Consider the following 25989-nt stretch of genomic DNA (forward strand, 5'->3'; position numbering starts at 1 on the left):
CTCCCCCGCCCGCCTCGTGCCGCCCGCCACCTGGGCCCTGATCGCTGCCGCCTGGCTCGTGGTCGGGCTCTTCGTGGCCTTCGGCGACCGCTGGCTGGCCGCGCCGATCAGCCCCGTGGTGGCCGGCTGCGTCTTCCTGGCGCTGTTCGTCACCATCCTGGCCGCCTCGTTCGGCGTGGTGCGCGAGGCGGACCACCTGGCGCACCAGCTGGGCGAGCCGTATGGCACGCTGATCCTGACGCTCTCGATCGTGTCGATCGAGGTGATCCTCATTGCCTCGGTGCTGCTGGGCCCGGGCGAGTTTCCGACCATCGGGCGCGACTCGATCTTCGCCGTGATGATGATCATCCTGAACCTCGTCATCGGCATCTGCCTGATCGCGGGCGCGGCACGCCACGGCGACCAGGAATACAACGCGCAGGGCGCCGGCGCCTACCTGTCGATGATCGTGCTGCTGACCGGCACGGCGCTGGTGCTGCCCAACCACACCTCGGGCGCGGGCGAGTTCACGCCGGTGCAGGCGATCGGCATGTCGGTGCTCACCGCCGTGCTGTACGGCGCGTTTCTCTGGATGCAGATGCGCAGCCACCAGCGCTTCTTCATCCAGCCGGCGCCGGGGCGGATGTCGGTGCGGGCGACCGCGCCCTCGCCTGCCGCGCAGGCCGACCACGCCCGCCTGGACAAGCGCGCCGTGGTCGTTCGCTCGCTGCTGTTGCTCGCGACGATCCTGCCCATCGTGCTGCTCGCGCACTACCTCGCCGTGGTCACCGACTACGGCATTGCCGCGGCCGGCGTGCCCGCGGCCGTGGGCGGCGTGCTCATCGCCATCATCGTGTTCACGCCCGAGTCGATCACCGCCGTGCGCGCCGCGATGAACAACGAGATGCAGCGCGCCATCAACCTGTGCCTGGGTGCCTTCGTCTCCACCGTGGGGCTCACGGTGCCGGCCGTGCTGGTCATCGGGCTGGTCACGGGCAAGCAGGTGCTCATGGGCATCTCGGGCGCCGAAACCCTGCTGTTCGCGGTGACGGCGGTGCTGAGCCTGCTGAGCTTCAACGGGCAGCGCACCTCGCCGATCCAGGGGCTCATGCACCTGATGCTGTTTGCGGTGTACGGGATGCTGCTTTTCCTGCCCTGAGGCCGCGCAACGGGGTTACCCCGCGGCCTGCGCCTTCGCCAAGGCAGGCGGGACGCCCCGTTGAGGTACCTCACCCTCTCCGAGGCCTCCCCAACCGGCACCACGCCCTCTCGCCGCCCTCTGCAGCGGCCTCATTTATCCGCATGCAATCCAATGCAAATATAGTTACCAAACGTTAATGGAACGAGATTTCAATTGCATCTGAACACCAAAGTAGTAATGTGAACTCGTCACACGTTGTGGTCTCAGGCAAGAAAAATGTATTCCAAACTGTCACTGCCGAGCGCTCCCGTCCGTACCGCGATCTCCCGCGGTGCCTGACATGGTCCATGCACCGGATGCATCCCCATGCGAGCGCACGGCTCCGCCCCCAGCATCGACGCCAGCCTGGCGGCGGATGCGCTCATGGTGGGACGCATGCGGCTCGTGCTGTCGATCTCGGCTCTGCTGGCGATCACGGTCGACGCCGCCGATAGCCGGCAGCAGGTCCCCGCAGCGGTCTGGCTGGCCTTCTTCGGTTACATCCTTCACAGCCTGCTGATCCACGTCTGCACGGCGATGGGGCGGCCCTACTTCCAGGGCCGAACCATCCACTGGTCCGACGTGCTGTGGTTCACGCTGATCATGGCGGTGACCGACGGCACCCACAGCCTGTTCTTCCTTTTCTACTTCTTCGCCATCCTCACCTCGTCGTTCCGCTGGGGCTTCGAGGAAGGCGCCCGCGTGACGATCGCCTCGGTCGCCTCCTTCGCCGCCTGCGGGCTGGCCACGGGCACGGACGACACGCCGCAGCTGCTGATGCGCACCGCCTTCCTGCTGGCGCTGGGGCACATGATCGTGTACTGGGGCGGCTCCAAGCTGGCGCTGCAACGGCGCCTGGCGCTCTTGGGCGACGTGAGCCAGCTGTCGAACCCGCGCTTCGGCGCCGGACGCACCATCGCCCGCACGATGGAGCGCACGCTGGCCTTCTTCAAGGCCAGCCACTGCATCCTGCTGACGCGCGACCGCGCCACCGGCACCTGGCTGCTGCGCACGCTGCGCGAGGACGACACCTGCGAGCAGGTGAGCATCGAGACCATCGGCCGCCTCGCGGAATCGCCGCTCATGGCCCTGGCGCCCGACAGCGTCGTGCTGAGCAACCGCCTGCCCTGGCCGCTGAACCACCTGCGCGCGCAGCACCGTGTCTTCGAAGCGGGCACTACCGCGTGGCGCAGCGCCGACGAAGCCGGCGCTGCGCACTGCACCACCATCGCCGCGCTGCTGGAGGCGCGGGCCTTCATCAGCGCGCCGCTGCCGATGCGCCTGGGCGAAGGCCGGGTGTTCATCTCGTCGCGCGACGGGCGGCTGGGCAAGTCCGACGCGCTGTTCCTCGCCCACCTCATGGAACAGATCTTCCCGGTCATCGAGACCATCGAGGTGCTCGATCGCATGGCCTCGGAAGCCGCGTCGACGGAGCGCCTGAAGATCGCGCTCGACCTGCACGACACCGCCATCCAGCCCTACATCGGCCTGCGCATGGGCCTGTGCGCGCTGCGCAAGCGGGCCGCCGCCGACAACCCGCTGCGCGAAGACCTGGACAAGCTCGCGGACGTGGCCGACGGCGTGATCGCCGACCTGCGCCGCTACGCCGGCGAAGTCAGGCACGGCGCGAACGACGATCCCGGCGGGCTCGTGAGGCCCCACCTGGAGCGCCAGGCCGCGCGGATCAAGGGCCTGTACGGCATCGACATCGACATCGTGATGGCCGTCGACGGCCCGCTGCACCTGGACGACCGCGTGACCGCGGAGCTGCTGCAGATGGTGAGCGAAGGGCTGAACAACATCTGCAAGCACACCCATGCGCGCCACGGCAGCGTGCGCATCGACTGCAAGAATGGCCAGCTGGCGTTGTGCATCGAGAACGACGCCTGCCAGGAAAGCTTCACCGCCTTCCACCCCCGCTCCCTCACCGAGCGCGCCGCGGCCCTGGGCGGCCAGGCGCATGTCGACCGATGCGCGAATGGCGGCACGGCGGTGCGGATCGAAATCCCGATCTGACCGCGTTCCGCAGACACAGGAAGGAGTCCGTCATGCAAACCCTCGACCATCCCGACCATCCCATTGCCGTGCTGCTCGTGGACGACCACAAGACCATGCTGTGGGGCCTGTCGAAGCTGATCGACGGCGAGCAGCCACGCATGAAGGTGGTCGGCACGGCCAGCTGTTGCGACGAGGCGGTGGCCACGGCGCAAAGCCTCGCGCCCGATGTCATCGTGCTCGACCTCGACCTGGACGGCCACAGCGCGCTGGACATCCTGCCCCGGCTGCTGACCAACGAGGTGTCGCGCGTGATGGTGCTGACGGCCGAGAAAGAACAACGCACGCTCGACCTGGCCATACTGCGCGGCGCGCGCGGCGTGGTGGGCAAGGACGCGTCGGCGCAGCAGCTGCTCGACGCCATCGAGCGCGTTTTCCGTGGCGAACTGTGCGTCGACGCGCAGACCATGGGCCGCGTCTTCTCCGAACTCACGTCGGCCAGGAAGCCGCCGAAGGCCGACCCCGACACGGCGCGCCAAGCCACGCTGACGCACAAGGAGCGCGAGATCATCCGCATCGTCGCGACGGGCTGCGGCGCCTCCAACAAGGCGCTCGCCGAGCGCGCCTTCGTCACCGAGCACACGCTGCGCAACCACCTGTGCGCGATCTATCAGAAGCTGGGCGTCACGAACCGGCTCGAGCTGTACATCTACGCGATCAAGCACCAGCTCGACACGCTGGCGGCCTGATCCGCGGCAGCGGCGCCTGGCCGGCCTTCCGGCCCGGTCGCCTCCTCATTGATGCCCGGTCAGCATCGGCCCGATCATCCGGATCACGCGGATCGCCGCCGGCGTGAGGATCACCAGCGAGATGCACGGGAAGATGCACAGCACCAGCGGCAGCAGCATCTTGGTCGGCACCTTCGCCGCCAGCTCCTCGGCGCGCACCTGGCGCTTGTGGCGCAGGTCGTCCGAAAACACGCGCAGCGACTCCCCGATGCTGGTGCCGAAGCGGTCCGCCTGGGTCAGCATGGTGGCGAAGGTGCCTATTTCTTCCACGCCGGTGCGCAGCGCCAAGTTGCGCAGCGACTTCTCGCGCGTGCCGCCGGCGCGCATTTCCAGGTTGGTCCAGTGCAGCTCCTGCGCGAGCGCCCGGCTCTTGATCTGGATTTCCTCGGTGACCTTGGCCAGCCCGGCGTCCAGTCCGAGCCCCGCCTCCACGCACACCAGCATGAGGTCGGCGGCGTCGGGAAAGTTCTCGAAGATCTCGCGGCGCCGCGCGCGGATGCGAAGGTACAGCAGCGCGTTGGGCAAGTAACAGCCGGCCAGCGCCGCCAGCGCCAGCCACAGCAGCATCGTCATGCCGCCCGCCGACCCCGCCGCGCGCAGCATGAGGAACACGACGGCCGCGAAGCCCAGCGGCAGCAGCGTCTTCAGGCCGAAGTAGATGAGGTACGCATCCGGATGGCGGATGCCGGCGTTGAGAAAGCGCACGCGCATCGGTGACAGTTCGGCGTCGCCGGTCGGCGACGACAGCTGCGCGAACGGCCCGACGAGCTTGACGGCGGTCTCGGTCCAGGCCGACTTGTCGGACGGCAGCGCCACCGCCTGCAGCCGCTGCGCGGTGCGCGATGGGGAGAACCACACCGCCAGGCCGATGACCGTCAGCGACACGGACAGAAAAACCAGGATGGGGAACAGCATGGCCATGACGCTTCTCCTTCAGACGCGAATCTTCACGATCTTGCGCAGGAGCACGATGCCCACCAGCATCAGCACCAGCATGTAGCGCAGCACCGTCTGGCCGATCGGGTCGGTCCACAGCGGCGACATGAACTCGGGATTGAAGATGTTCATGAGCCCCGCCAGGGCGAACGGCATGATGCCCAGGATCCAGGCCGACAGCCGCCCTTCGGACGACAGCACCCGCACCCGCGCGAGCAACTTGAAGCGCGCGCGGATGAGCCGGCTCAGGTTGCCCAGCACCTCGGTCAGGTTGCCGCCCGAGTCACGCTGGATCAGCACCGACACCACGAAGTAGCGCAGATCGGTGAGCGGCACGCGCTCGCTGAGGTTGGTCAGCGCCTGCTGCAGCGAGACGCCGAAATTCACCTCGTCGGCCACCAGCCGGAACTCGGTCGCAATCGGGTCGGGCATTTCTTCGCCGATCATCTGCACGCCGCTGGCAAAGGAATGGCCCGCGCGCAGGGCGCGTGTCACGAGGTCCAGCGCGTCCGGCAGCTGCTTTTCGAGGCGATCCAGCCGGCGGCTGCGCTGATGCTGCAGGTACAGCACGGGAAGCACCGCCGCCACGGCCCCGGCCAGAAGCGCCAGCCACGCGGGCTGGTGCGCCAACCACACGGCGCAGAACGCGAACACGCCGAGCGCACCGCAGGCCAGCAGAAAGCTGGACACCGTCCAGTCCAGCCCTGCCTGCAGGATGAAGCGGTCCAGCCGGTGCGCCCGCGGCAGCGCCAGCAACTGGCGCTGCATCCAGGGCACGTCGCTGAGCATGCGCTCCTTCGCGAGATGGGCCTGCGGCGTGCGGTCGACCGCGGCGGACATCGCCTGCAACCGCTTCTCGATCTTGCGCGCGTCGGGCCCCTTGTAGGACCGCCACAGCAGATAGACCCCTTCGATCATGAGCAGCGCGGTCACGAAGACCAGCACCGCGACCGTGATCAGCGTGTCACCCCCCAGGTTGTCGAACATGGCGCGCTCCTATTCGTAGTGCTTTTCGGGATCGAAGATGGTGTCGGGCAGCAGCACGCCGTACGCCTGCAACCTCTCCATGAATTTCGGTCGAACGCCGGTCGCGTGGAAATGGCCGCGCACCTGGCCGTCGGGCCCCATGCCTGTCTGGTGGAAGGTGAAGATCTCCTGCATGGTGACGATCTCGCCCTCCATGCCGGTGATCTCCTGGATGCTGGTGACCTTGCGCCGCCCGTCGATCAGCCGCAGCACCTGGACGACCACCGTGATCGCCGAGGCGATCTGCTGGCGCACCGTGCGGTGCGGCAGGTTCAGGTTCGCCATGCCGATCATGTTTTCCAGCCGCGCCAGCGCATCGCGCGGCGAGTTGGCGTGGATGGTGGTCAGCGAGCCTTCGTGGCCGGTGTTCATGGCCTGCAGCATGTCGACCGCCTCGGCGCCGCGCACCTCGCCGATCACGATGCGGTCGGGCCGCATGCGCAGCGCGTTGCGCACCAGCGCACGCTGCGTGATCTCGCCCTTGCCCTCGATGTTCGTCGGCCGCGTCTCCATGCGCGCAACGTGCGGCTGCTGCAGCTGGAGCTCGGCCGCGTCCTCGATGGTGATGATGCGCTCGGACTCCGGAATGAAGCCCGAGAGAATGTTCAGCAGCGTGGTCTTCCCTGCCCCGGTGCCGCCCGAGATCAGCATGTTGACCTTGGCCTGGGCCAGGCCCTCGAGCATCTGCGCCATCGGCGGCGTGAGCGACTTGAGATCGTTCACGAGGTTGTTCATGCGCAGCGGGATCTTCGCGAAACGGCGGATCGACATCATCGGCCCGTCCAGCGCCACCGGTGCGATGACGGCGTTGACCCGTGAGCCGTCGGGCAGCCGCGCATCGACCATGGGACTGGACTCGTCGATGCGGCGCCCCACCAGCGAAACGATCTTGTCGATGATGCGCAGCAGGTGCTTCTCGTCGGTGAAGCTCACGTTGGTCAGCTCCAGCCGGCCGCGCCGCTCCACGTAGATGCTGGTGGGCGAGTTGACCAGGATGTCCGACACGGTCGGGTCGGCCATCAGCAGTTCGATGGGGCCGAAGCCCAGCATCTCGTGCTGGATGTCGCGGATCAGCGTGCGCCGCTCGATGTCGTTGAGCGCCTCGGGCTCTTCCTGCAGCAGCCGCCCGACCATGGTCGAGATTTCCTGCCGCAGGGCGTCGGGCTGGAGGGTTTCGAGCGCCGCTAGGTCGAAGCGGTCCAGCAGCTTCAGGTGCATGCGCTCCTTCAGCAGCTTGTAGGTGTCCGAGGCGAAAGGCGACGTGGTCAGCTCGAGGACCGGCCCTGCCGGCCCCGCCGGCCGCGCGCCCGCATCGCTGTCGATCGCATTGAGTTGGTCCCTGAATGACATGTTGGCACCTCCGCCTGGGTATTGATGGGAATCCGCCCTGTCTCAGGCACGGCGGAACAGCCGCCCCATGAAGCCGGGCGTCGCCTCCGGCCGCGGGCTGAGCGTGTGGGCGATCTCGTCGAGGCGCTTGGCGAGCGCGCTGCCGCGCGACATCTCCGCCAGCGGCACGCCGCGGTTGATGGAGGCGTCGACGTCCTTGCCGCCGTCCGGCACCGTCGTGAACGTCGCGCCGGGCAACGACCGGCGCATGTCCGACAGCCCGATCTCGCCGCCGCCGGTGCTGCGGTTCACCAGCAGCTCGACCTTGCCGGTGGCGTAGCCGAGCGACTTGAACACCTGCATCAGGCGCGTCACGTTGCGGATGTGCGGCAGGCTGGTCTGCATCACGGGAAAGATGCGCTCCGCGCGGTCGAGCACGCGCAGCGTGAGCGTGTCGATGCGCGTGCCGAGGTCGAAGATCACGAAGTCGTACTGCGCGAGCGCCACCTGCAGGATGGCGTCGATGTGCTCGGCCTTCACGTCCATCGCGCGCGCCAGGTCCTCGGGCGCGGGCAGGATGCTGTAGCTGGGCGACACGCGCACCACGCTCGCCGCCAGCAGCGAGGCGTCGAGGCGTCCGATGTCGCGCGCCACGTCGGCCATCGTCGCGGTCGGGCGCAGGTCGCTCACATACGACAGCGCATCGCCGAACTGCAGGTTCAGGTCGATCAGCAGCACCGAGCGCTCGCGCGACAGCTGGTGCGCGACGTTGGTCGCGAGAAAGGTCGCGCCGCTGCCGCCCTTGCAGGGCATGAACGCCACCACCCGCCCGGGGCTGCGCGCCTGCGAACCGGCCATCTTGAGCGCGATGCGATCGACGGTGGCCTCGAGCGCGGCGGTGTCGGCGGGCGACGGCAGCACCTCGCGCACGCCTGCGCGCATCGCGTGAATCAGGAACTCGGGCGTCTGCATCGCGCACAGCAGCACCACCGCCACCGCCGGATGCCGCAGCGTCAGGGCCTCCACCAGCGAGAGCTCCTGCGGGTCGCAGCACATGCCGTCGACCAGCAGCAGGTCGGGCGCGACCTTGTCGACGACCGCCTGCATCCGGCTCTTGCCGCCTTCGAAGAGCGACACGGCATGGCCGCGCGGCTCCAGCACCTTGCGCATGTCCTGCAGGTGGTTCGGATTGGGGGAAACGATGGCGATCTTCATGGTCATGGTCGTGTCCGGTGTGTTGCTAGGAGCAGACGGCGTTGCTGTTCGGGTCCTGCCCCATGATTTCGCGCGGCAGGTAGGTGGAAAAACCCGGCATCGGGATCGGAGAACGAGTTCCGAATCCGATGGGTGAAATCCATCGATAGTCGAGATCGACGATGCGGACGTTCACGCCGCTGCAATTGGCGGAAGTACAGGTCGCGCTGATGCTGCCTGCCGCGTCGTACCAGTCGACACTGACATTGGCTGCCGTCAATTGGGGCAGGAATTTCTGCATGTTGGAAAGCACGACAGTGGCGTTTCGGTCGCACACGACGGCCGCACGAGCACCCCAGCGCGTCGCTTCGGCGGCTGCATTCCACGTCCACAACATGCGCACGAAATCCATGATGCCCAGCAGGAAGGTCAGGAAGAACATCAGGACCAGCGCGAACTCCACCGCAGTCGCACCCATTTGTCTTGTTCGATTCATGATTGACCTCGCATGGTGGCGCTGATATCTCCGAAGGGAATTTCTCCGTTCGCATCACCAAAACCAAGCCCGAACGCGCCGGTGAGCAGCGGGCGGAACTTGTATCCCGTGACCTTGATGGTCACGGTATTGATGGCCGGGCCACTGCCCTTGAATTGCCAGGTCGGGGTGGGGACGTGAGAAGTGTCGAGGCCCAGGACCAATGGCGAGCCGCCACCGGTCGGGTTGCCATAGACCACCAGGTTCCTGGCAGTCGTGATCTTGGAGGGATCCGTGGTTGCGATCGACGGGTCCTGGGTGGACAGATAGCGAGAGGCGTCGCGCAGCGATTTCGCGATGGTGTTGTACTGGTACAGCGCCCGCCCGAATTCGGTCGTGATGAACGTCAGGATGAGCAGCAAGGGAAGAATCAGGGCGAATTCGACCAGAGCCACGCCGTTCTGTTTCTTTTTCATGCCAGCTCCTACTGAACGAGCGTCGGGACCCTGGGTCCGTTTGTGCCGCCGGCCAAACCCGCGGTGGCGCATGGACTGCCGGCGAGCGTCGCATCGCCAATGAACTCGAGCCACATCTTCGACTTCTTTCCGCTCGCATTCTTTTCCAGCGGATGCAGCATCAGCATGCAGCCGAAACCCTTGAGCGTGATCGACGGGCAGTCGACCACCGCAGTCGTGACCACACGTCGATTGGCACCCTTGGTGTAGTCGGTGGCATTGAAATTTCCCTGAGTCTTGAGGTTCTTGGTGTCGGGGTTCTTGTTGTCCCCTTCGTAAGGCGCGAATGAATTGCGCTTGGCAGCAAATCCGTTCGAGCCGGGGTCGTCATACCTGCCTGGATTCACGGCGGCAGCGCTGTCGGCATACCAGGCGTACCCGGTCTGATCGGGAATGGCAGTCGCGGCGTTGAGGCTGCCCTGATAGATGCCGAAGCGGGTATTCCACGCTGCAACCGCTCCATTGGTCTTGCCCGCCTTGCCGATGTTTGTATCCATACCGGGAAGACCGCATTGCCCACTGCTGGTCAGGAGATCCTTGATCTCGCGCGCCCCGCCGCCGCTGCCGGTGAAATCCACCCAGTGAAACTGACCGGACTCCACATCGTCGTTGTCATTGGTCACGCCCTCGACCCATTCCCCCCGCGTGAACCCCCAGCCGGGGGCGGTGGATTTTTGGCAGATACCGACTGGAATGAGGCAGTTGGACTGGGACGGAGCCCTGGTGGCAACGGCGACTGCGGCCACGCTGTGCGATGCCCCATAAGTAGCACTTCCGCTGAACGCGCCAAGGGCATTGAGGATCCAAGGCGCGATGCCCGACTTCGTATGCAGGCACTTGGCGTACCTGGCATTCGCTACGGGCGTAAAGGTATGGCTGTAGGTGCCGATAAGCGAGTCGCTGAACACGATATCGGTCTGGGCGATGCCGGTCGCCCCACCCTGAAAATTGATCTTGTTGAGATCGGCCGCGGTCTTTCCTGCGCTGGTGGCACGCGTCAACGCATCGCTGGCGCCGTCGAGTTCCTGCGCGGCAGACAGGGCACAGCTGTCCATGGCGGTTTGCAGCTCCGTTTTCACGATGAAGAGGCGACCGAAGTCCAGTGCGATGCCCATGAACCCGAGGAGGAACAGCAGGACCAGAGCGACGGTGACGATTACCGCGCCGCCTTGGCTGTGGCCGGAAGTGTGGGCTTTCATGATCGGCTTCCTGAGTGTGGGTGGCGGTTCGAAAAATCTCTGTGCTTCAGCCACATGTCACGCCGCCAAGGCAGGTGCGGACGAGATCGACAACATTGCTGAGGTCGGTGTCCGTCACCAATGGCCGCAACGCGATGGCCAGCAGGATCGAGATCACGGCAATGACCAGCGCGTACTCCATCACTTGGGCGCCGCTCTCACCCCGCAAGAATGACTTGAACATGATGAGTACCTCGCTTTGTACTGGGCGGCGGCGGGCAACGGACAAGCCGGCCCCGCCACCGCCACCGCCATAGCCATCGTTCCAATAAATGCGATTGCCGGGCTTAAGGGTTGCAGACGGCCATGTTGCCCTGGAGGCAAGCGGCCACGCGGTTAATGAAGGTTGTGAAATAACCTCCGGTGGTCAGGCCCTGCAGTGCAATGACCAGGGCGATCGACACGACTGCGATGATGAGCGCGTACTCGATCACTTGAGCACCATCCTCTTCCTTGACGAACGAGGACATGAAGTTGCCGGCACGGACAAAAAGTTGGTTCATTTTTTTCACCTTTGAATTGCAGTAAGAAAACAGAAAAATCTTGCGTTGGTTCTTGGGTTGATTGACTTCTATCTTTGCGTGGCAACTCCTTTCTGATCGAATTCAAGAATCGTTCGAGGGCCGCCTAACGCCCCCCGCCGCCGTTGTCTCCACCACCAATCCCGCCACCGATGTTGATGACGTTCACCGCCGGCGGCGGCGCCTTGTAGGACTTCTGGTACTGCACCATCGACTCCCGCGCCGCCCGGCCGTCCATGCCCGCCACCGGATTGCCGTCCTTGCCGGCATCGGGATTGATCGTCATCTTCCTTTTCGCGTCGCGCACCGCGTCGCCAAAGCGCGCGTCGTAGTTGGGAGTGACGTGGGAGCATCCGGTGCCCAGGAGCAGCGTCAATGCGAGAGTCGTCGACTTGATGAACATGGTGATGCTCCTCACTGGGTATTGGTGGCCGGTGCGGCCGGTGCCGGGGTGGCGCTTTCGAGGCTGCCGTTCAGATAAACCTCCGCACGGCTGGGAACGACGTGGTTGTCGGTCGGCAGGCGAGGCGACTCGGCCAGCGGCCGGACCAGGCGGGGCGTGATCACGAACATCAGCTCGGTCTGGTCGTTCTGGAACTCCGTGCTGCGGAACAACGCCCCCATCACCGGCACTTCGCCCAATCCGGGATAGCGCTTGATGGACTCCGTGACGTTGCTCTTGATGAGCCCCGCGATGACGAAGCTCTGCCCGTCGTTGAGTTGCACGGTGGTGTCGGCACGGCGCACCGTGAGCGATGGCAGCACGGCGGTCACGCCGCCGATGGTGGTGAAAGGCGAGCCGGTTTGCGACAGGTCCGACACCTCCGAGACCATCTTGAGGTTGACGCGGCCGCCGTTGAGCACGGTGGGGGTGAACTTGACCCCGATGCCGAACTCCTTTTCTTCCAGCGTGATGTTCGTGCCATTGCCGCTGGAGGAGCTCTGCGCCACCGGAATGAAGATCTTGCCGCCCGACAGGAAGCTCGCCTGCTGGCCGCTGATGGCCATGATGTTGGGCTCCGCCAGGATGCGCACCAGGCCGTCGTCCTTCTGACCGTCGATGGCGATCGACGTGCGACCGATCCTCAACGCCTCGATCAGGCCGCCACCGCCGCTCAGGAAATTGGAGATCAGCGAATAGCTGTTGAGACCACCGTTACCGGAGCGGGCCAGCCCGACGCGTGCGCCAAGGCGGTCCAGCAAGTTCTTGCTGATCTCGGCGATCTTCACTTCGAGCATGACCTGCTGTGGCGCAGTGACACGCAGCAGGTTCACCACCTTCTTGCCGTCGGCGCCGTAGGCCGAGGCCAGACTCATCACGTCATCGAGCTTGAGCGCGTCGCTGATCTCGCCGGTGAGCACGATGGATTTTTCCGCGCTGCGCACTCGGATGCGGTTCTCTTCCGGCATCAGCTCCGCCAGCTTGGACTGCAGCGCCCCGGGATCGACGGTAACGACCACATCCTTGATGTAGCAGGTGCCGTCGGCACTTTGCAGCACCACGTTCATCGAGCCGGCCTGGCGGCCGCGGAAGAACAGGTCGGTCGGACTCAGCAGCGTGACCTCGATGTCAGCTACGCCGTCGCCCACGTTCGCATTGGGCGCCGGCATCGCTGCCCCGGGCTGCGCCGGCGCTGCTGGCGCAGCCGCCCGGCCCTGCGGCTGCCCGCCGAATACGATGCGCACCACGCGCGCCTTCAACGGAATGACCACCGACTTGCCGAGCACGGCATAGGTCGGCTCGGAGTCCGGAATGATGGCGGTGCAACGCCGGCTGGCCGGGGCTGCGGGTGCTGCCGCGACAGTTGCTGCTGCAGCTGTTGCAGCAGGCGCAGGCATGGCGACGGCCGTGGCCGGGGCGGCTGCCACGACCTCCGCGGCCATGGCGGGGGTCGCCACTGTCGCGAGGGTCGCCAGCAGACGGGCGATGGTTGTTGTGAGTGGGCGCACTTGGTGTTCCTCCTGATGGACGATCAGAAACAGGTGACCGAACGGGCGGCGCTCTGGATCACCTCCACGCATTCGGTGGCTCGCGGCGTGGCGGGACCTGCCAGCCGCACCCGCGGGCGATCCGGAGCCGCCGCGGTGGAGACCGGCACGATGTCCTTCTTCTCGCCGAACAGCTGCCCCTTGGTGATGCCCAGGGTGGCGACCGTGGTCTTGTCCATCTGGTTGCGCAGCACGAGCGACAGGGTGCCCACGCTGCGTGCCAGGTCGAGCTTCTCGGAGTCTTCGAGCGAAAGCTCGAGCGTCACCGCGCTCACGACCTTCGGCTTGGTGTCGTCGCGGTTGGCCTCCTGGGCCACCGCCAGCACCAGCACCTTCTCGAGCACGGTCTTGCTGATCTGCAGCGCGTCTTCGCCGCGCCCTTTGTCCTGCTGGGCGTTGACCATCACGTCGACGTAGTTGCCCGGCAGCGCGAAGCCCGCCACGCCGACCACGTCGTTGACGCGCACCGTCATGGCCCGCTTGCCGCTGGCGATCACCGCCGACAGCCCGCCCTGCGTGCCCACCGGCGCCAGCTTGCCCTCCATGAGCGCTTCGCCGCGCAGCACGCCGACCTTCACCACGCGGTCGTTCAGCGCCTTGATGTCGCTGAAGGAGCCGTTGGGCACCGAGCCGCTGGGCCAGTCGACCGTGGACAGCATCTGCGCGTTGACGCGGCTGCCCAGGTCGATGTCGACGGCGGCCACCACGACCTTGTTGGACGCGATGCCACTTTGTCGGGAGATCCAGCCGGTCGCGTAGACCGCGGCCGCCAGCCCGAACAGCAGGGCCAGAAAGATCAGCCCGATCGCCTTGATGTTCTTCATACGAACCTCCGCCAGGGGTGAAACATGTAGGAGCTAGACAAAGCCCAGCTGGTGCGCCAGCACTTGGACCACCGTGCCCGCCGCGATGCAGACGCCGTAGGGCAACTTGCCCACGGACTGGCCCGCCTGCAGGCGCCCGTCGGGCCGCATGCCTGCGATGGTGGAAATGACCATGCCCTGCGCTGTGGCCTTGACGTTGCCAAGCATGTGGACCAGGCGGCGGCGATGGATCGCGAAGGCCAGCGCCGCGACGCCGCCCGCGATGAAAGTGAAGAGCAAGGCCATCAGCGTCTGCTGGGGCCCGAGGAAGGCCCCGGTCATCGCCATCAGCTTGACGTCGCCGGCGCCCATGATCCCGAGCGCATAGAACGGCAGCATCGCGGCGAAGCCCACGGCCAGGCCACCGAATGCACTCGCCGCGCCCGACGCCGGCGTGCGTGCCGCCATCGTTCCGTAGATGAGGGCGAAGCACGCGCCGCCGAAGGTCAGCCAGTTGGGAATGCGATAGAAGCGCCAGTCGCTCACAGCCGCCACGCCGAGCAGCGCGAAGAGCGCCAGCATGCGGATGTCGGTGGCCAGCATCGCGAGCAGTTCGAGAACAGCGTTGAATTCCTGCATGGCGGGCTCCCCGTGTTCAGGCACTGCGCCGCAGGGCGAGCACCAGCAAAATGGCCACGACCATCACCAGCGCACCGATCAGCGCAACCTCCATGAACGACATGCCGGCGTCTTCGCGCAGCAGGCTCAGGGCGGTTCTCGGCAGAACTTCGAGCGGTTCCATGCGGTGTCCCCGGTGATCGTGGCCGGCCGAAACCGCTGGCCTTCCCGGCGTGGGAAGAAGCGTTCGGCATGGGGATGACTGTAGGAATCGCACCGCTTTCGCACATGAGCGGAGCGCCCTTTTCTGGGGGAGTCAGGTGTCCCGCGACGGCACGGGGACAGGCATGACAAAACGCCTACCCCGCAGGGCAGGCGAAAGCGCAGGCGCGCTTCAGATCACCTGCGCGTCGCGCAGCGCTGCGAGCTGTGCCTCGCCCAGGCCGAACTCGCCATACACCTCGGCGTTGTGCTGCCCCGTGCGCGGCCCCGTGGCGGCCGGGCGAACGCCGTCGCGCCCCACGAAGCGCGGCACCGGCGCCGGTGCGGGCACGGTGCCGAACTGTTCGTCGGGCACGTCGATGAAGGCGCCGCGTGCCTGCATGTGCGGGTCGGCCCGCAGGTCGGCGATCGAATACACCTTGCTGTAGGGCACGTCTTCGCGGTCCAGCCGCACGGCCAGTTCCGCGAATGGAAGACTGCTGCACCAGTCGGCAATGATGCGATCCAGCGCCTCGAGGTGGCGGATGCGCGCGGCGTTGTCGGCAAAGCGTGCGTCGGCGAGCAGGTCTTCTCGGTCGATCGCGCGGCAGATGCGCGCGAAGATCGGCCCGCCCGTGCCCACCAGCGTGAACCACACGCCGTCGGCCGCGCGGAACACGTTGGACGGCGCGGTGTAGGTGGCGCGCGAGCCGGTGCGCTCGCGCACCACGCCACCGATGCGGTGCTCGGCCGCCAGTGGATCGAGCAGGCGCGACATCGCCTCCGTGGCCGACAGGTCGATCTCGGCGCCCCGTTGCTGCGCGAGCGGCAGCGCGTTGCGCTCAGCCAGCGCGGTGCTGATGGCGAAGGCGCCGAACAGGCCCGCCACCACGTCGCCCAGCGGATAGTTCATGTGCTGCGGCGGGCCGTCGGGCTCGCCGGTCAGGTGCGTGAAGCCGCTCATCGCTTCGAAGATGCGGGCAAAGCCCGGCCGGCGCGCGTACGGCCCGGTCTGGCCGAAGCCCGTGAGGCGCAGCACGATGAGGCGCGGGTTGGCCGCGTGCAGCGTGGCGATGTCCAGGCCCCAGCCGTCCAGCGTGCCGGTGCGGAAGTTTTCCACCAGCACGTCGAAGCCGGCGATGAGCCGCAGGAACAGCGCGCGGCCCTCGGGCTTGCGCACGTCGAGCGAGATGCCCTTCTTGCCGCGATTCGCTGTCTTCCAGAACAGCGGATGGCCCTCGTGCACCGGCGTGAGTCCGCGCAGCGGATCGCCGCCGCCCGGCAGTTCGAGCTTGACGACGTCGGCGCCCATGTCGCCGCACAGCGTGGCCGAGAACGGCGCGGCGAGCACGGTCGCCATGTCGAGAATGCGCACGCCGTGCAGGGGTGCGTGGTCGGCAGGCTGGCCCATCAGTTGCCCTTCAGGTCGACGCGCTTGAGCACCGGGTCCCACAGCTTGCGGTCGGCGGCGATGCGCTGGCCGTAGGCGGGCAACGACGGATCGAGCGCGGCCGCGCCCAGCTTGGCCAGCTTGTCCTTCACCGCGGGCAAGGCCTTGGCCAATGCCGCGCGCAGCGGACGCATCACGGCATCGGGCGTGCCCTTGGGCGCGACGATGCCGACCCACAGGCCGCTGTCGAAGCCCTGCAGACCCAGCTCGGCGAAGGTGGGCACGTCGGGCGCCGAGGGCGAGCGCGTGCGGCCGGTCTGCGCCAGGATGCGGATCTGCCCGCTGCTCATGTAGGGCAGCGTGCCGCCGAGGTTGTTGCACATCACCGGGATGTGCCCGGCGATCAGGTCGTTCACCGCCGGCGCATTCCCCTTGTAGGGCACGTGCTGCATCTTGATGCCGGCCTGGTGGTTGATCATTTCGCACACCAGGTGCGAGGGCGTGCTCGGGCCCGCGGAGCCAAAGGCGAGTTGGCCGGGCTTGGCCTTGTCGGCGGCAATGAGCTCGGGCAGCTTCTGGTACGGCGTCTTCGCGTTGACCGCGATCACGTTGGGCAGGTCGGCCACCAGGCCCACGGGCACGAAGTCGTCCACCGGGTTCCAGGTGAGGCCCTTGTGCACGTAGGGCAGAAAGATGTTGGTCAGGCCCGCCATGAGCAGCGTGTAGCCGTCGGGCGCGGACTTGGCCACGAGCTCGGAACCGATGAGGCTGCCGGCGCCGGGCTTGTTCTCCACGATGACCGGCTGGCCCAGCGCATGGCCCAGCTCCAGCGCCACCTCGCGCGCCACCAGGTCGGTGCTGCCGCCGGCGGGGAAAGGCACGACCAGCTTCACGGGGCGGTCGGGGAAGGCCGCCATCGCCAGCGAGCCGGCCAGGCCGAATGCAAGGCCGGCAGCCAGGTGGGAAATTTTCTTGATCAAGGACGTCATCGTCAGTCTCCAGTTTCTCTGTGTGTTCAACGTGTCAGTGCGTGAGGAAGCGGCGCCCGAGCGTGGCGCGGTGCAGCTCGGAGGCGCCGTCGTAGATGCGAAACGGCCGCAGCTCGCGCACGATGAGGGCGATGGGCGCGTCTTCCGACATGCCCAGCGCACCGCACATCTGCGCCGCGCGGTCGGCCACGCGGCTCAGGGCTTCGGACACGAAGACCTTCGTCATCGCCGACTCGGTCTTCACCGACAAGCCTTCGTCCATGCGGCGCGCGCAGTCCAGGCTCATGAGCCGGCTGGCATGCAGGTCGATGTGGCAGTCGGCCACCATCGCCTGGACCTGCTGCAGGTCGGCCAGCCGATCGCCGAACGACGTGCGCTCGCCCACGTAGGCCTGCGCGATCTCGAGCGCGCGCCGCGCGCGGCCCATGAGCCGCAGGCAGTGCGACAACCGCGCGGGCTCCAGCCGCTGCTGCGCCGCCACGAAGCCCGAGCCCACCTCGCCCAGCACCGCGTCGGCGCCCACGCGGCAGGCGGTGAAGCGCAGCTCGCCGTGGCCGCCGACGGCGAAGGGGTCGATGGCGCGGATGGCGCGCACCAGCGAAAGGCCCGGGTGTTCCATGTCCACGATGAACTGCGTGGGGCCTTCGTCCGTCTGCGCCAGCACGATGCAGAAGGCCGCACCCACCGCGCCGGTGATGAACCACTTGTGGCCGTCGATGACCCAGCCATCACCCTCGCGCCGCGCGGTGGTGCGCAGCATCGACGGGTCGGAACCTGCGCCAGGCGCCGGCTCGGTCATCGCGAAGCACGAGCGGATGCGGCCCTCGGCCAGCGGCCGCAGGTAGCGCTGCTGTTGCGCGGGCGTGCCCTGGCGCAGCAGGCTGATCATGTTGGGCTGATCGGGCGCGGCGCAGTTCAGCGCGGCCGGGCCCAGGTAGCTGCGGCCGGCCTCCTCGAACACCGCCGCGCGCTCGACCCACGACAGGCCCAGCCCGCCCTCCTCCACCGGCATCTGCGGCAGGTACAGGCCCAGCTCGCGCGCGACCGGGCGCAGCTGCGACAGCGCCGCATCCATCGCGCGCGGGTCGTGCACGTGGGCATTCGATTCGAGCGGGATGCAATGCCGCTCGACGAAGTCGCGCACCCGTGCCGCGAGGTCGGTGCGCAGGCTCATCGCGCACCCGCCTCGCGCAGTGCCAGCTTGGCGATGTTGAGCTGGTGGATCTGGCTCGTGCCCTCGTACAGGCGGAACAGGCGCACGTCGCGGTAGTAGCGCTCGATGGGGCTGAAATCGGCCACGTAGCCCGAACCGCCGAACATCTGCACCGCGCGGTCGGCCACGCGACCGCACATCTCCGACGCGAAGTACTTGCACATCGAGGCCGACATGGCCACGTCTTCGCCGCGATCGCGCGCGCGCGCCGCCTCAAGGATCATCGAACGCGCCGCGTAGATCTCGGTGCGGCTGTCGGCGATCATGGCCTGCACCAGCTGGAAGTCGGCCACGGCCTGGCCGAACTGGTTGCGGCTGCTGGTGTGCGCCATGGCCAGGTCCAGCATGCGGATCGCCGGGCCCGTGCACAGCGCCGCCAGGTGCAGGCGCTGCTTGTTGAGCACCTTCATCACCGTCTGGAAGCCCATGCCTTCGCGCCCGCCGATGAGCTGGTCGGCATGCACGCGGCACTCGTCGAAGTGCACGTCCGACACGAAGGAGCCGGCCTGGCCCATCATGCGGTAGGGCGCGCCTGTGGTCAGGCCCGGCCCGCGCTCGACCAGGAACGCCGACACCCCCTTGCTGCCCTTCGAGCCGTCTTCGGTGCGGGCGATGACGGTGAACACATCGGCCACCGGCGCGTTGGTGATGAAGCGCTTGCTGCCATTGAGCACGTAGTGGTCGCCCTCGCGGCGCGCGGTGGTCTTCACGTTGCTCGCCTCCGAGCCCGCCTCGGGCTCCGTCAGCGCCAGGCAGCCGGTGAGCTCGCCCTTCGCCATGCGGGGCAGCCAGCGCTGCTTCTGCGCCTCGGTGCCGTCGGCCACCAGCGCTTCGGAGCCGATGCCCGTGTTGGTGCCCACGCGGGCGCGCAGCGCCACCGACGACTGCGACAGCTCCATCGCGCACAGCACCAGTTCCTCGGTCGTGAGGCCCAGGCCGCCGTACGCCTCGGGAATGCTCCAGCCGAAGTAGCCCTTGCGCCGCAGCTCGTCGACCACGTCGGGCGGGATGTCGTTGTCGCGGCTGACCTGCTCTTCCAGCGGATGCCAGCGTTCGCGAACGAAGGCGCGGATGTCGGCCCGCAGGGCCTCGAAGTGGGGAGTGTCTCGGATCATGGTGGCCGCGACTGTAGGAAGCAGGTCCACAATTGCCGGCACTGAATTTCAATCATTGAAACTGCGATTCACTCCCATGCCCCGCCCTGTCCAGAATCGCCGCCAGCCCATGAAGCATTCCGACGACCTGCGCCGGGTGCGGGACGAAGACCCGTACATCGCCGGCACCCTGGCCAAGGGCCTGCTCATCCTGCAGACCTTCGTGGGCGACCCGCGCGCGCACGCCAACAGCGAGTTCGCCGCCAAGCTGGGCCTGTCGCGCCCCACCGTCTCGCGCCTGTGCCGCACCTTGCTGACCATGGGTTTCCTGGACCACGACGAACGCCTGGACCGCTACTTCATCGGCCCCGCCGCCGTGGCGCTGTGCTACCCCTACGTCATCAACACGCCCATGCTGGCCCTGCTGCGCCCGGCCATGCAGCAACTGGCCGACCGCGTCGAGGGCGCGGTGTCGGTCGGCGTGACCAGCGACCTGGACGTGGTCTACCTGGAAACCTGTGCCCACGAGGGCGGTACCCTCAAGCGCCCCGGCGTGGGCGCCGTGCGCGGCATCGTCGAAACCGCCATGGGGCGTGCGTGGCTGGCGCAGCTGCCTGCGGGTGAGCGCCAGGAGTTCCTGGCCCGCGTGAAGCACGAGCGGCCCGAAGAACACGCGCGCTGCCTCGAAGGCGTGCGCGAGAGCGTGGCGCACTACGGCAAGCGCGGCTTCGCCATCAATCTGGGCGATTCAGGCTTCGGCGTGCTCGCCGCGGGCGCGGCCGCACGCATCCGCTACGGACCGCGCCGGCTGCTGTTCAACTGCGCGGTGCCGGGGTTTCGCTGGAAAAAGGCGCAGCTGCTGGACACCATCGGGCCGGGGTTGATGCAGCTGGTGGAGGCGGCGGATCGGCAGTCGGGGTTGCGGTGAGGGCGTGCGGATTGCGGGATTCGTGATCCGTACCGGGACGGCGTCTGGCTGCATTGCGCAGCAACGCCGAACGCTCGCGCAGCGCGCCAGGCCGCGATGCTCTTAAAATGAGAGTAATTCTCAATTGCATCGCCTTCCCTCTTCATGCCTTCCGCCGACACCCACACCGTGCACGCGCTCTACACCGAGCATCACGGCTGGCTCAGCACATGGCTGCGCCGGCGCCTGGGCTGTGCGCACAGCGCCGCCGACCTGGCGCAGGACACCTTCGTTCGCGTCCTGCTGCGACCGCAGGTGCTGCCCACGTTGCGGGAGCCGCGCGCCTACCTGACGACGCTGGCCAAGGGCGTGGTCAGCGAACACTGGCGCCGGCAGGCACTGGAGCGCGCGTACATCGATGCGCTCGCGCAGGTGCCCGAGGCGCTGGCGCTGTCGCCCGAAGACCGCCTGCAGCTGCTGCAGACGCTGGACGCCATCGACGCGATGCTGGACGGCCTGCCGCCCAAGGCGCGCGAGGCTTTCGTGCTGTCGCAGCTCGAAGGCCTGACCTACGCACAGATCGCCCAGCGCCTGGCGGTCAGCGAACGCACCGTCAAGCGCCACATGGCCCTGGGCTTCGCGCACTGCCTGGCGCTGGTGGAATGAGCGCACGGCCACCCGCATCCGCACCCGACAGCGCCGTGCTGGGCGAGGCCGCGCAATGGCTGGTGCGGCTGCACTCCGGCCGGGCAGGCGAAGCGGACCACGCGGCCTGCGCGGCCTGGCGCCATGCGGACCCGGCGCACGAGCGTGCATGGCAGCGTGCCGAGCGCCTGTCGCAACAGTTCGGCGCCGTGCCGGCGAACATCGGCGTGCCGGTGCTGGCGCGCCAGGCACGCGGCAACCGAAGGGCCGCACTGCGCACGCTGGCCGTCCTGGCGACTGCCGCGCCGGCCGCCTGGCTCGCCTGGCGCCTGGCGCCGTGGGACAGCTGGACCGCCGACCACGCCACCGCCACCGGTGAACGGTGCGAGGTGCGGCTGGCCGACGGCAGCCGCGTGCTGCTCGACACCGGCAGCGCGATCGACGTGCGCATCGACGGCACGCAGCGCACGGTACGGCTGCGCGCGGGCGCCATCCGGGTCACGACCGCGGCCGACGCGCGCCCCTTCATCGTGGAAACGGTGCAGGGCCGGCTGCGCGCGCTCGGCACGCGCTTCACCGTGCGCCTGGGCGACGACGCGCACGAGACCGCATCGCCCGATGTGCGTCTGGCCGTCACCGAGGGCGCGGTCGAGGTCACCTTGCGCGGCGCGTCGTCGCCTGCGGGGATCGTTGCGGCCGGCCGGCAGACCGTGTTGAACGCCCAGGGCGCCTCGGCCCTCACCGCCGTCTCGGCCGAGAGCCAGGCGTGGACACAGGGCGTGCTCTACGCAGAAAACATGCGCCTGGCCGACTTCTGCGCCGAGCTGTCGCGCTACCGGCCCGGCCTGCTGCACTGCAGCCCGGAGGTGGCGAACCTGCGCATCTCCGGTGCGTTCCAGCTGCGCGATACCGACTACGTGCTCTCGATGGTGGCCACCACGCTGCCCGTGCAGGTGCTCACGCGCACGCGGTGGTGGGTGACGGTGGTGCCGGCCTGAGATCGAAAATTTTTTCGCTGATTCCTGTCCCTTTTTGAAGCCTGGTCGGGCAAGCCATGGAGCCGTGCTGCGAGTACGGCAAGAACAGGACCACCGAACCATGGCATTGCCCTCCTCCCGCACCGCGCCCATGCGGCCACTTTCCCTTTGCATGCCCGCGCGCCCGAGCGCCGTGACCCACGGCGTGAGAACCCTCTGCCTGGCCTTCGCGCTCGCCGCTTCGGGCGCCGCGACCGCACAGGCGAACCCGCCGGCAGCCGCCACCGCGGCCTACGACATTCCCGCAGGCGCACTGGGCCCGGCGCTGTCTCGCTTCGCCGCACAGGCCGGCGTCACGCTGTCCTTCGAGCCCTCGCTGACAGAAGGCCGCCGCACCGGTGGATTGCGCGGCACCCACGCGGTCGGCGACGGCTTTTCGCGACTGCTCGCGGGCACCGGCCTCGAAGCGGTCGCACGCGCGGGCGGCGGCTACACGCTGCGTCATCCGGCACCGGGCGCGACCCCACCGGCCGCACCCGCGGACGCGCAGAGCAACCTGCTCAGTGAAGTGCGCGTCACGGCGCAGGCCGAGCGCAGCGCGATCACCGAGGGCTCGGGGTCGTATGCCAGCCGCATCGTCACCGTCGGCAAGGGCGAGCAGACGCTCAAGGAGATCCCCCAGTCGGTCACGGTGGTCACGCGCCAGAAGATGGACGACCAGAACCTGCACACCATCGACGACGTGCTGGCCCAGACCACGGGCATCACGATGTACGACAGCCCGATGGGCGGGCGCTATGTCTACTCCCGGGGCTTCCGCGTGGACAGCTACCAGTACGACGGGGTGAACCGCGCCTTCTACTATCCCCAGGCCAACAGCTTCACGAGCAGTGCCGCCACGCTGGATCGCGTGGAGGTGGTGCGCGGCGCCACGGGTCTGCTGCAAGGGGCCGGCTCGCCCAGCGCCACGATCAACATGGTGCGCAAGCGTCCGACGGCCGACAAGCAGTTGCAGTTCTCGGCCAGCGCGGGTTCATGGAACAACTACCGCGCGGAGGTCGACGCCAGCGGCCCCCTGAACGAAGCCGGCACGCTGCGCGGCCGCGTCGTCGCGAGCGGCAACGACCGCGACTACTTCTACGACACCGCGAAGAGCCGCACTGGCGTGCTGTACGGCGTGCTCGCCGCCGACATCGGGCCGCAGACCGTGCTCACCCTCGGCGTCAGCCACGAAAAACTGCGCGCCACCCCGTTCTTCCAGGGCTTGCCGAGCTACAGCAACGGCGCCGACCTGCACCTGCGCCGGTCGACCTACCTGGCGGCCGACTGGAACCGCTGGAAAAGCGCGCAGACCTCGGCGTTCGCCGAACTCGCGCACCGCTTCGACGCCGACTGGTCGCTCAAGGTCACCGCCGGCTACGTGCGCGAGCAGCAGGACATCAAGTACGCCTTCCCGCTGGGGGCCGTGAATCCGGTGACCCTGGCGGGCAACGTGATGTACGGCGGCCTGTTCGATTTCAAGACCGACAACAAGACGCTCGACCTCGCCGTCGACGGCAAATTCGACGCCTTCGGCAGAAGGCATTCGGTGAGCTTCGGCGCCAACACCGGACGCATGTTCAACCACAGCGACTTCTCGCTGATGCAATTGGCGGGCGTTGCCAACAACGTCTTCGCACCGGTCTCGGCGATCGCCGAGCCGAGCGACGCGACCTTCGTCGCCAGGCGCTACCGCGGCGGCGACACCGAGACACGCATCACCCAATCGGGCGCCTACGGTGTCGCGCGCCTGAGCCTCAGCGATCCGTTGACGCTGGTTGCCGGCGCCCGTGTCACGCGCTACCGGGCCAGCGATCGCGACCGCATCACCGGCAACCCGGCAACCGAGCCCTATCGTGAAAACGGCGTTCTGACGCCCTATGGCGGACTCATTTACGCCCTGACTCCGCAATGGTCGGCGTACGTGAGCTATGCCGACATCTTCCAGCCACAGAACGCGGTGACCGCCGCCGGCGACATGCTGCCTCCCGTCAAGGGCCGCAACTATGAGGCGGGCCTGAAGGGCGAACTGCTCGACGGCAAGGTCAACGCTTCGCTGGCGCTGTTCCGACTCGACCAGAACAACCGGGCGCAGGAAGACCTGGTCAATGTCTGCACGAGGAGCACCTACTGCTCCGTGTCCACCGGCAAGGTGCGCAGCGAGGGACTCGACGCGGAGATCAGCGGCGAAGTGGCGCGCGGGTGGCAGGTGTTCGCGGGCTACACGTTCAACCACTTCAAGTACCTGAACGACACGGCCAACGCCGGCATCGATTTCGCCAGCACGTATTCGCCCAAGCACATGGTGCGCGTGTGGACCGAGTACCGCCTGCCCGGCGCGCTGAACGCCTGGACGCTGGGCGGCGGCGTGAACTTCCAGACCGCGAGTTCACGCACCACGGGCGCGATCAAGCTGGAGCAGGCCTCGTACGCAGTCTGGAGCGCGCGTGTTGCCTACCAGATCAACCGCAACTGGTCAGCCGCGCTCAACGTGAACAACCTGTTCGACAAGACCTACTACCAGACCGTCGGCGCGCCGGCCTGGGGCAATGTCTACGGAGAACCGCGCAGCGCCATGGTGACCTTGCGCGGCAACTTCTAGGCAGGATGGCCGCCTGCCCAGGCAGGCGGCCCCCATGCCAGATGTCTAGGGGAAAAGAACGGCGCCTCCGCGATTGAGGTCCGCCAGCAATGCGCCCTGAACATAGACCGCATAGTCCGCGAAGAACATCGCGGCGCCCCCGCTCGCTCCGGTAGGAACACTCAGGCCGGCGTAGAAAAATCCCTGGCTCGCCTGGTCATTGAGTCGCGCGAGTCCTTCGGTCGTATTGATATCGACCGGGCCTCCAGGCATTTCATCCGAGAAGCGATAGGCCACCGCCGCGGGCTTGCTGCTGTCGAGTTCGTAGGTATTGAAAACGCCTCGGACTGGCTGTCCGTTGCGGTTCGCAAAGTACTCGAAATAGCCCCTGTAGCGGAATCCGCTTTGACCGCGGCTGGTGAGTTGCGGCTTGGGATCGGAGACGATGGGTTCGAACGCGTAACTGTAGGTCGCCCCTACGGCTGCAGAGCTTTTGACGACGATCGCATTCACGCTCGGGCTGAGACCCAGTTCCGTATTCAGGAAGCGATAGCCTTCCTGTCCCCACGCATTCAACTGTGCGATGAAGTCTGCCGGCATCATCAGATCGAAGCTGAACTTCCGATAGGTGTAGGTGACGGGCTGACTTTCGTTCTTGACCAGGATGAAGCTGGCCTTGCGGATGGCGTTGAGGGAATCGTCCAGGGTGTGCGTCTCCCCCACCAGGTGGTGCAGCACATAGCCTTTGGCGCCCTCGTCTTCCAACCGCTGCAGCAGCGCGTTGCTGGCCCCGTCCCAGCCATCGCGACCGGAGAAGGTGAGCGTGAATTCCTTGTAGCTGTATTTGTCATTGGCGGCTTGCGGATTGACATACAGCGAATTGCTTCCCACGGGACGCATGCGGACACTGCCCTTGGCGCCCTGATCGTTCAGCTGCTGCACGACGGCCGGCACTGATGCAATGTAGGAATCCTTGTCCCCGTCCCAGGCGGACGGGAGCGTCTCATACTGCGCGGGTGCGGGTGTTCCGGGTTCCTGGGTTCCAGGTTCCTGCGTTCCTGGGCCTGGCGTTCCGGGCCCCTGCGTCCCGGGCCCTTGCGTTCCAGGACCTTGTGTTCCGGGGTCGTCCGTTCCAGGCCCGATAAGCCCCACGGGGAAGCCACCTCCACCTCCGCCCCCGCTGCCACCCCCACATGCCGCAAGCATCAAGGCGACTGCCGTTGCAGCAGCCACTGCAGATTTTCTGAATTTCATTCCCTTGCCTTTCAATTTTGTCGAAGCCAATGCTGCCGAGATGGCAACGTTGTCCATGGCGATCGGGCCTCCCAGCGTGGCCCGTCATATCGCCGTCGACGTTTGTATGGCTG

General features: G+C 67.2%; 26 protein-coding genes. 7 read left to right on the top strand and 19 right to left on the bottom strand.

Translation table 11 applies throughout. The features are described 5' to 3' along the window. The first annotated feature begins 16 nt into the window (after positions 1-16). The 3 genes from AC07Y4_RS08605 to AC07Y4_RS08615 all read left to right on the top strand — a co-directional run bounded on the left by AC07Y4_RS08605 (position 17) and on the right by AC07Y4_RS08615 (position 3903). Positions 17-1138, top strand: a complete 1122-nt coding sequence (locus AC07Y4_RS08605) for a calcium:cation antiporter (protein ID WP_495274425.1) — start codon at positions 17-19, stop codon at positions 1136-1138. A 348-nt stretch (positions 1139-1486) separates the two neighbouring features. Next, positions 1487-3175, top strand: coding sequence for a sensor histidine kinase (locus tag AC07Y4_RS08610; protein WP_495274393.1), 1689 nt, complete (start codon positions 1487-1489; stop codon positions 3173-3175). Positions 3176-3207: 32 nt separating this feature from the next. After that, on the top strand, positions 3208-3903 hold the full coding sequence (locus tag AC07Y4_RS08615) for a response regulator (RefSeq protein ID WP_095745836.1): 696 nt from the start codon (positions 3208-3210) through the stop codon (positions 3901-3903). A gap of 45 nt (positions 3904-3948) precedes the next feature. On the opposite strand, the gene AC07Y4_RS08620 is transcribed toward AC07Y4_RS08615, so the two are convergent. The 18 genes from AC07Y4_RS08620 to AC07Y4_RS08705 all read right to left on the bottom strand — a co-directional run bounded on the left by AC07Y4_RS08620 (position 3949) and on the right by AC07Y4_RS08705 (position 19494). Next, entirely contained in the window at positions 3949-4863 is a 915-nt protein-coding gene (locus tag AC07Y4_RS08620; protein ID WP_495270586.1) for a type II secretion system F family protein, read from the bottom strand. 12 nt (positions 4864-4875) lie between these two features. Next, positions 4876-5865: a type II secretion system F family protein gene (locus AC07Y4_RS08625; protein ID WP_495270585.1), complete on the bottom strand. Its 990-nt coding sequence runs from the start codon at positions 5863-5865 to the stop codon at positions 4876-4878. Positions 5866-5874: 9 nt separating this feature from the next. Beyond that, positions 5875-7254: a TadA family conjugal transfer-associated ATPase gene (locus tag AC07Y4_RS08630; RefSeq protein WP_095745839.1), complete on the bottom strand. Its 1380-nt coding sequence runs from the start codon at positions 7252-7254 to the stop codon at positions 5875-5877. Positions 7255-7296: 42 nt separating this feature from the next. Next, positions 7297-8454 (bottom strand): CpaE/TadZ family protein, encoded by a 1158-nt coding sequence (locus AC07Y4_RS08635; RefSeq protein WP_495270583.1) that lies wholly within the window; start codon positions 8452-8454, stop codon positions 7297-7299. A 19-nt stretch (positions 8455-8473) separates the two neighbouring features. After that, complete coding sequence (locus AC07Y4_RS08640; protein WP_369629274.1) at positions 8474-8923, bottom strand: TadE/TadG family type IV pilus assembly protein; 450 nt, start codon at positions 8921-8923, stop codon at positions 8474-8476. Beyond that, positions 8920-9378, bottom strand: a complete 459-nt coding sequence (locus AC07Y4_RS08645) for a TadE/TadG family type IV pilus assembly protein (RefSeq protein WP_492740901.1) — start codon at positions 9376-9378, stop codon at positions 8920-8922. The genes AC07Y4_RS08640 and AC07Y4_RS08645 overlap by 4 nt, the downstream gene beginning before the upstream one ends. A gap of 8 nt (positions 9379-9386) precedes the next feature. Then, positions 9387-10616, bottom strand: coding sequence for a pilus assembly protein TadG-related protein (locus tag AC07Y4_RS08650; RefSeq protein WP_495274394.1), 1230 nt, complete (start codon positions 10614-10616; stop codon positions 9387-9389). Positions 10617-10662: 46 nt separating this feature from the next. Then, positions 10663-10839: a Flp family type IVb pilin gene (locus AC07Y4_RS08655; RefSeq protein ID WP_495274395.1), complete on the bottom strand. Its 177-nt coding sequence runs from the start codon at positions 10837-10839 to the stop codon at positions 10663-10665. A gap of 103 nt (positions 10840-10942) precedes the next feature. Further along, positions 10943-11158 (bottom strand): Flp family type IVb pilin, encoded by a 216-nt coding sequence (locus AC07Y4_RS08660; protein ID WP_139702492.1) that lies wholly within the window; start codon positions 11156-11158, stop codon positions 10943-10945. A gap of 124 nt (positions 11159-11282) precedes the next feature. Next, on the bottom strand, positions 11283-11579 hold the full coding sequence (locus AC07Y4_RS08665) for a hypothetical protein (protein WP_062474152.1): 297 nt from the start codon (positions 11577-11579) through the stop codon (positions 11283-11285). A gap of 11 nt (positions 11580-11590) precedes the next feature. Continuing rightward, positions 11591-13060, bottom strand: coding sequence for a type II and III secretion system protein family protein (locus tag AC07Y4_RS08670; RefSeq protein ID WP_495274426.1), 1470 nt, complete (start codon positions 13058-13060; stop codon positions 11591-11593). An 89-nt stretch (positions 13061-13149) separates the two neighbouring features. Then, a complete protein-coding gene (gene cpaB, locus AC07Y4_RS08675) occupies positions 13150-13989 on the bottom strand; it encodes a Flp pilus assembly protein CpaB (RefSeq protein ID WP_139702494.1) in 840 nt (279 codons plus the stop codon). A 33-nt stretch (positions 13990-14022) separates the two neighbouring features. Then, positions 14023-14607 (bottom strand): A24 family peptidase, encoded by a 585-nt coding sequence (locus AC07Y4_RS08680; protein ID WP_495270579.1) that lies wholly within the window; start codon positions 14605-14607, stop codon positions 14023-14025. A gap of 16 nt (positions 14608-14623) precedes the next feature. Next, the gene (locus tag AC07Y4_RS08685) at positions 14624-14770 is read right to left on the bottom strand and encodes a hypothetical protein (RefSeq protein ID WP_167395048.1); all 147 of its coding nucleotides are present in this window, start codon (positions 14768-14770) and stop codon (positions 14624-14626) included. Positions 14771-14980: 210 nt separating this feature from the next. After that, positions 14981-16198, bottom strand: a complete 1218-nt coding sequence (locus AC07Y4_RS08690) for a CaiB/BaiF CoA transferase family protein (protein ID WP_495274396.1) — start codon at positions 16196-16198, stop codon at positions 14981-14983. Further along, positions 16198-17166 carry a Bug family tripartite tricarboxylate transporter substrate binding protein gene (locus tag AC07Y4_RS08695; RefSeq protein WP_493191953.1) on the bottom strand — a complete coding sequence of 323 codons (969 nt, stop codon included), beginning with the start codon at positions 17164-17166 and terminating at the stop codon, positions 16198-16200. The genes AC07Y4_RS08690 and AC07Y4_RS08695 overlap by 1 nt, the downstream gene beginning before the upstream one ends. Positions 17167-17200: 34 nt before the next feature. Next, positions 17201-18340, bottom strand: a complete 1140-nt coding sequence (locus AC07Y4_RS08700; protein ID WP_495274397.1) for an acyl-CoA dehydrogenase family protein — start codon at positions 18338-18340, stop codon at positions 17201-17203. Next, complete coding sequence (locus AC07Y4_RS08705) at positions 18337-19494, bottom strand: acyl-CoA dehydrogenase family protein (RefSeq protein WP_495274398.1); 1158 nt, start codon at positions 19492-19494, stop codon at positions 18337-18339. The genes AC07Y4_RS08700 and AC07Y4_RS08705 overlap by 4 nt, the downstream gene beginning before the upstream one ends. Before the next feature lie 109 nt (positions 19495-19603). Between AC07Y4_RS08705 and AC07Y4_RS08710 the strand changes: the two genes are divergently transcribed. From AC07Y4_RS08710 to AC07Y4_RS08725, 4 genes are all read left to right on the top strand, one after another. Continuing rightward, positions 19604-20401, top strand: coding sequence for an IclR family transcriptional regulator (locus tag AC07Y4_RS08710; RefSeq protein ID WP_487848546.1), 798 nt, complete (start codon positions 19604-19606; stop codon positions 20399-20401). Between the two features lie 144 nt (positions 20402-20545). Continuing rightward, positions 20546-21046 carry a sigma-70 family RNA polymerase sigma factor gene (locus tag AC07Y4_RS08715; RefSeq protein WP_369646565.1) on the top strand — a complete coding sequence of 167 codons (501 nt, stop codon included), beginning with the start codon at positions 20546-20548 and terminating at the stop codon, positions 21044-21046. After that, positions 21043-22023 (top strand): FecR domain-containing protein, encoded by a 981-nt coding sequence (locus AC07Y4_RS08720; protein ID WP_495274399.1) that lies wholly within the window; start codon positions 21043-21045, stop codon positions 22021-22023. The genes AC07Y4_RS08715 and AC07Y4_RS08720 overlap by 4 nt, the downstream gene beginning before the upstream one ends. A 100-nt stretch (positions 22024-22123) precedes the next feature. After that, positions 22124-24643: a TonB-dependent siderophore receptor gene (locus tag AC07Y4_RS08725; RefSeq protein WP_495274400.1), complete on the top strand. Its 2520-nt coding sequence runs from the start codon at positions 22124-22126 to the stop codon at positions 24641-24643. A gap of 45 nt (positions 24644-24688) precedes the next feature. On the opposite strand, the gene AC07Y4_RS08730 is transcribed toward AC07Y4_RS08725, so the two are convergent. Continuing rightward, complete coding sequence (locus AC07Y4_RS08730; RefSeq protein WP_495274401.1) at positions 24689-25576, bottom strand: hypothetical protein; 888 nt, start codon at positions 25574-25576, stop codon at positions 24689-24691. Positions 25577-25989 lie beyond the last annotated feature (413 nt).

This window comes from Variovorax sp. GW460-12-1-14-LB1, assembly GCF_059423605.1.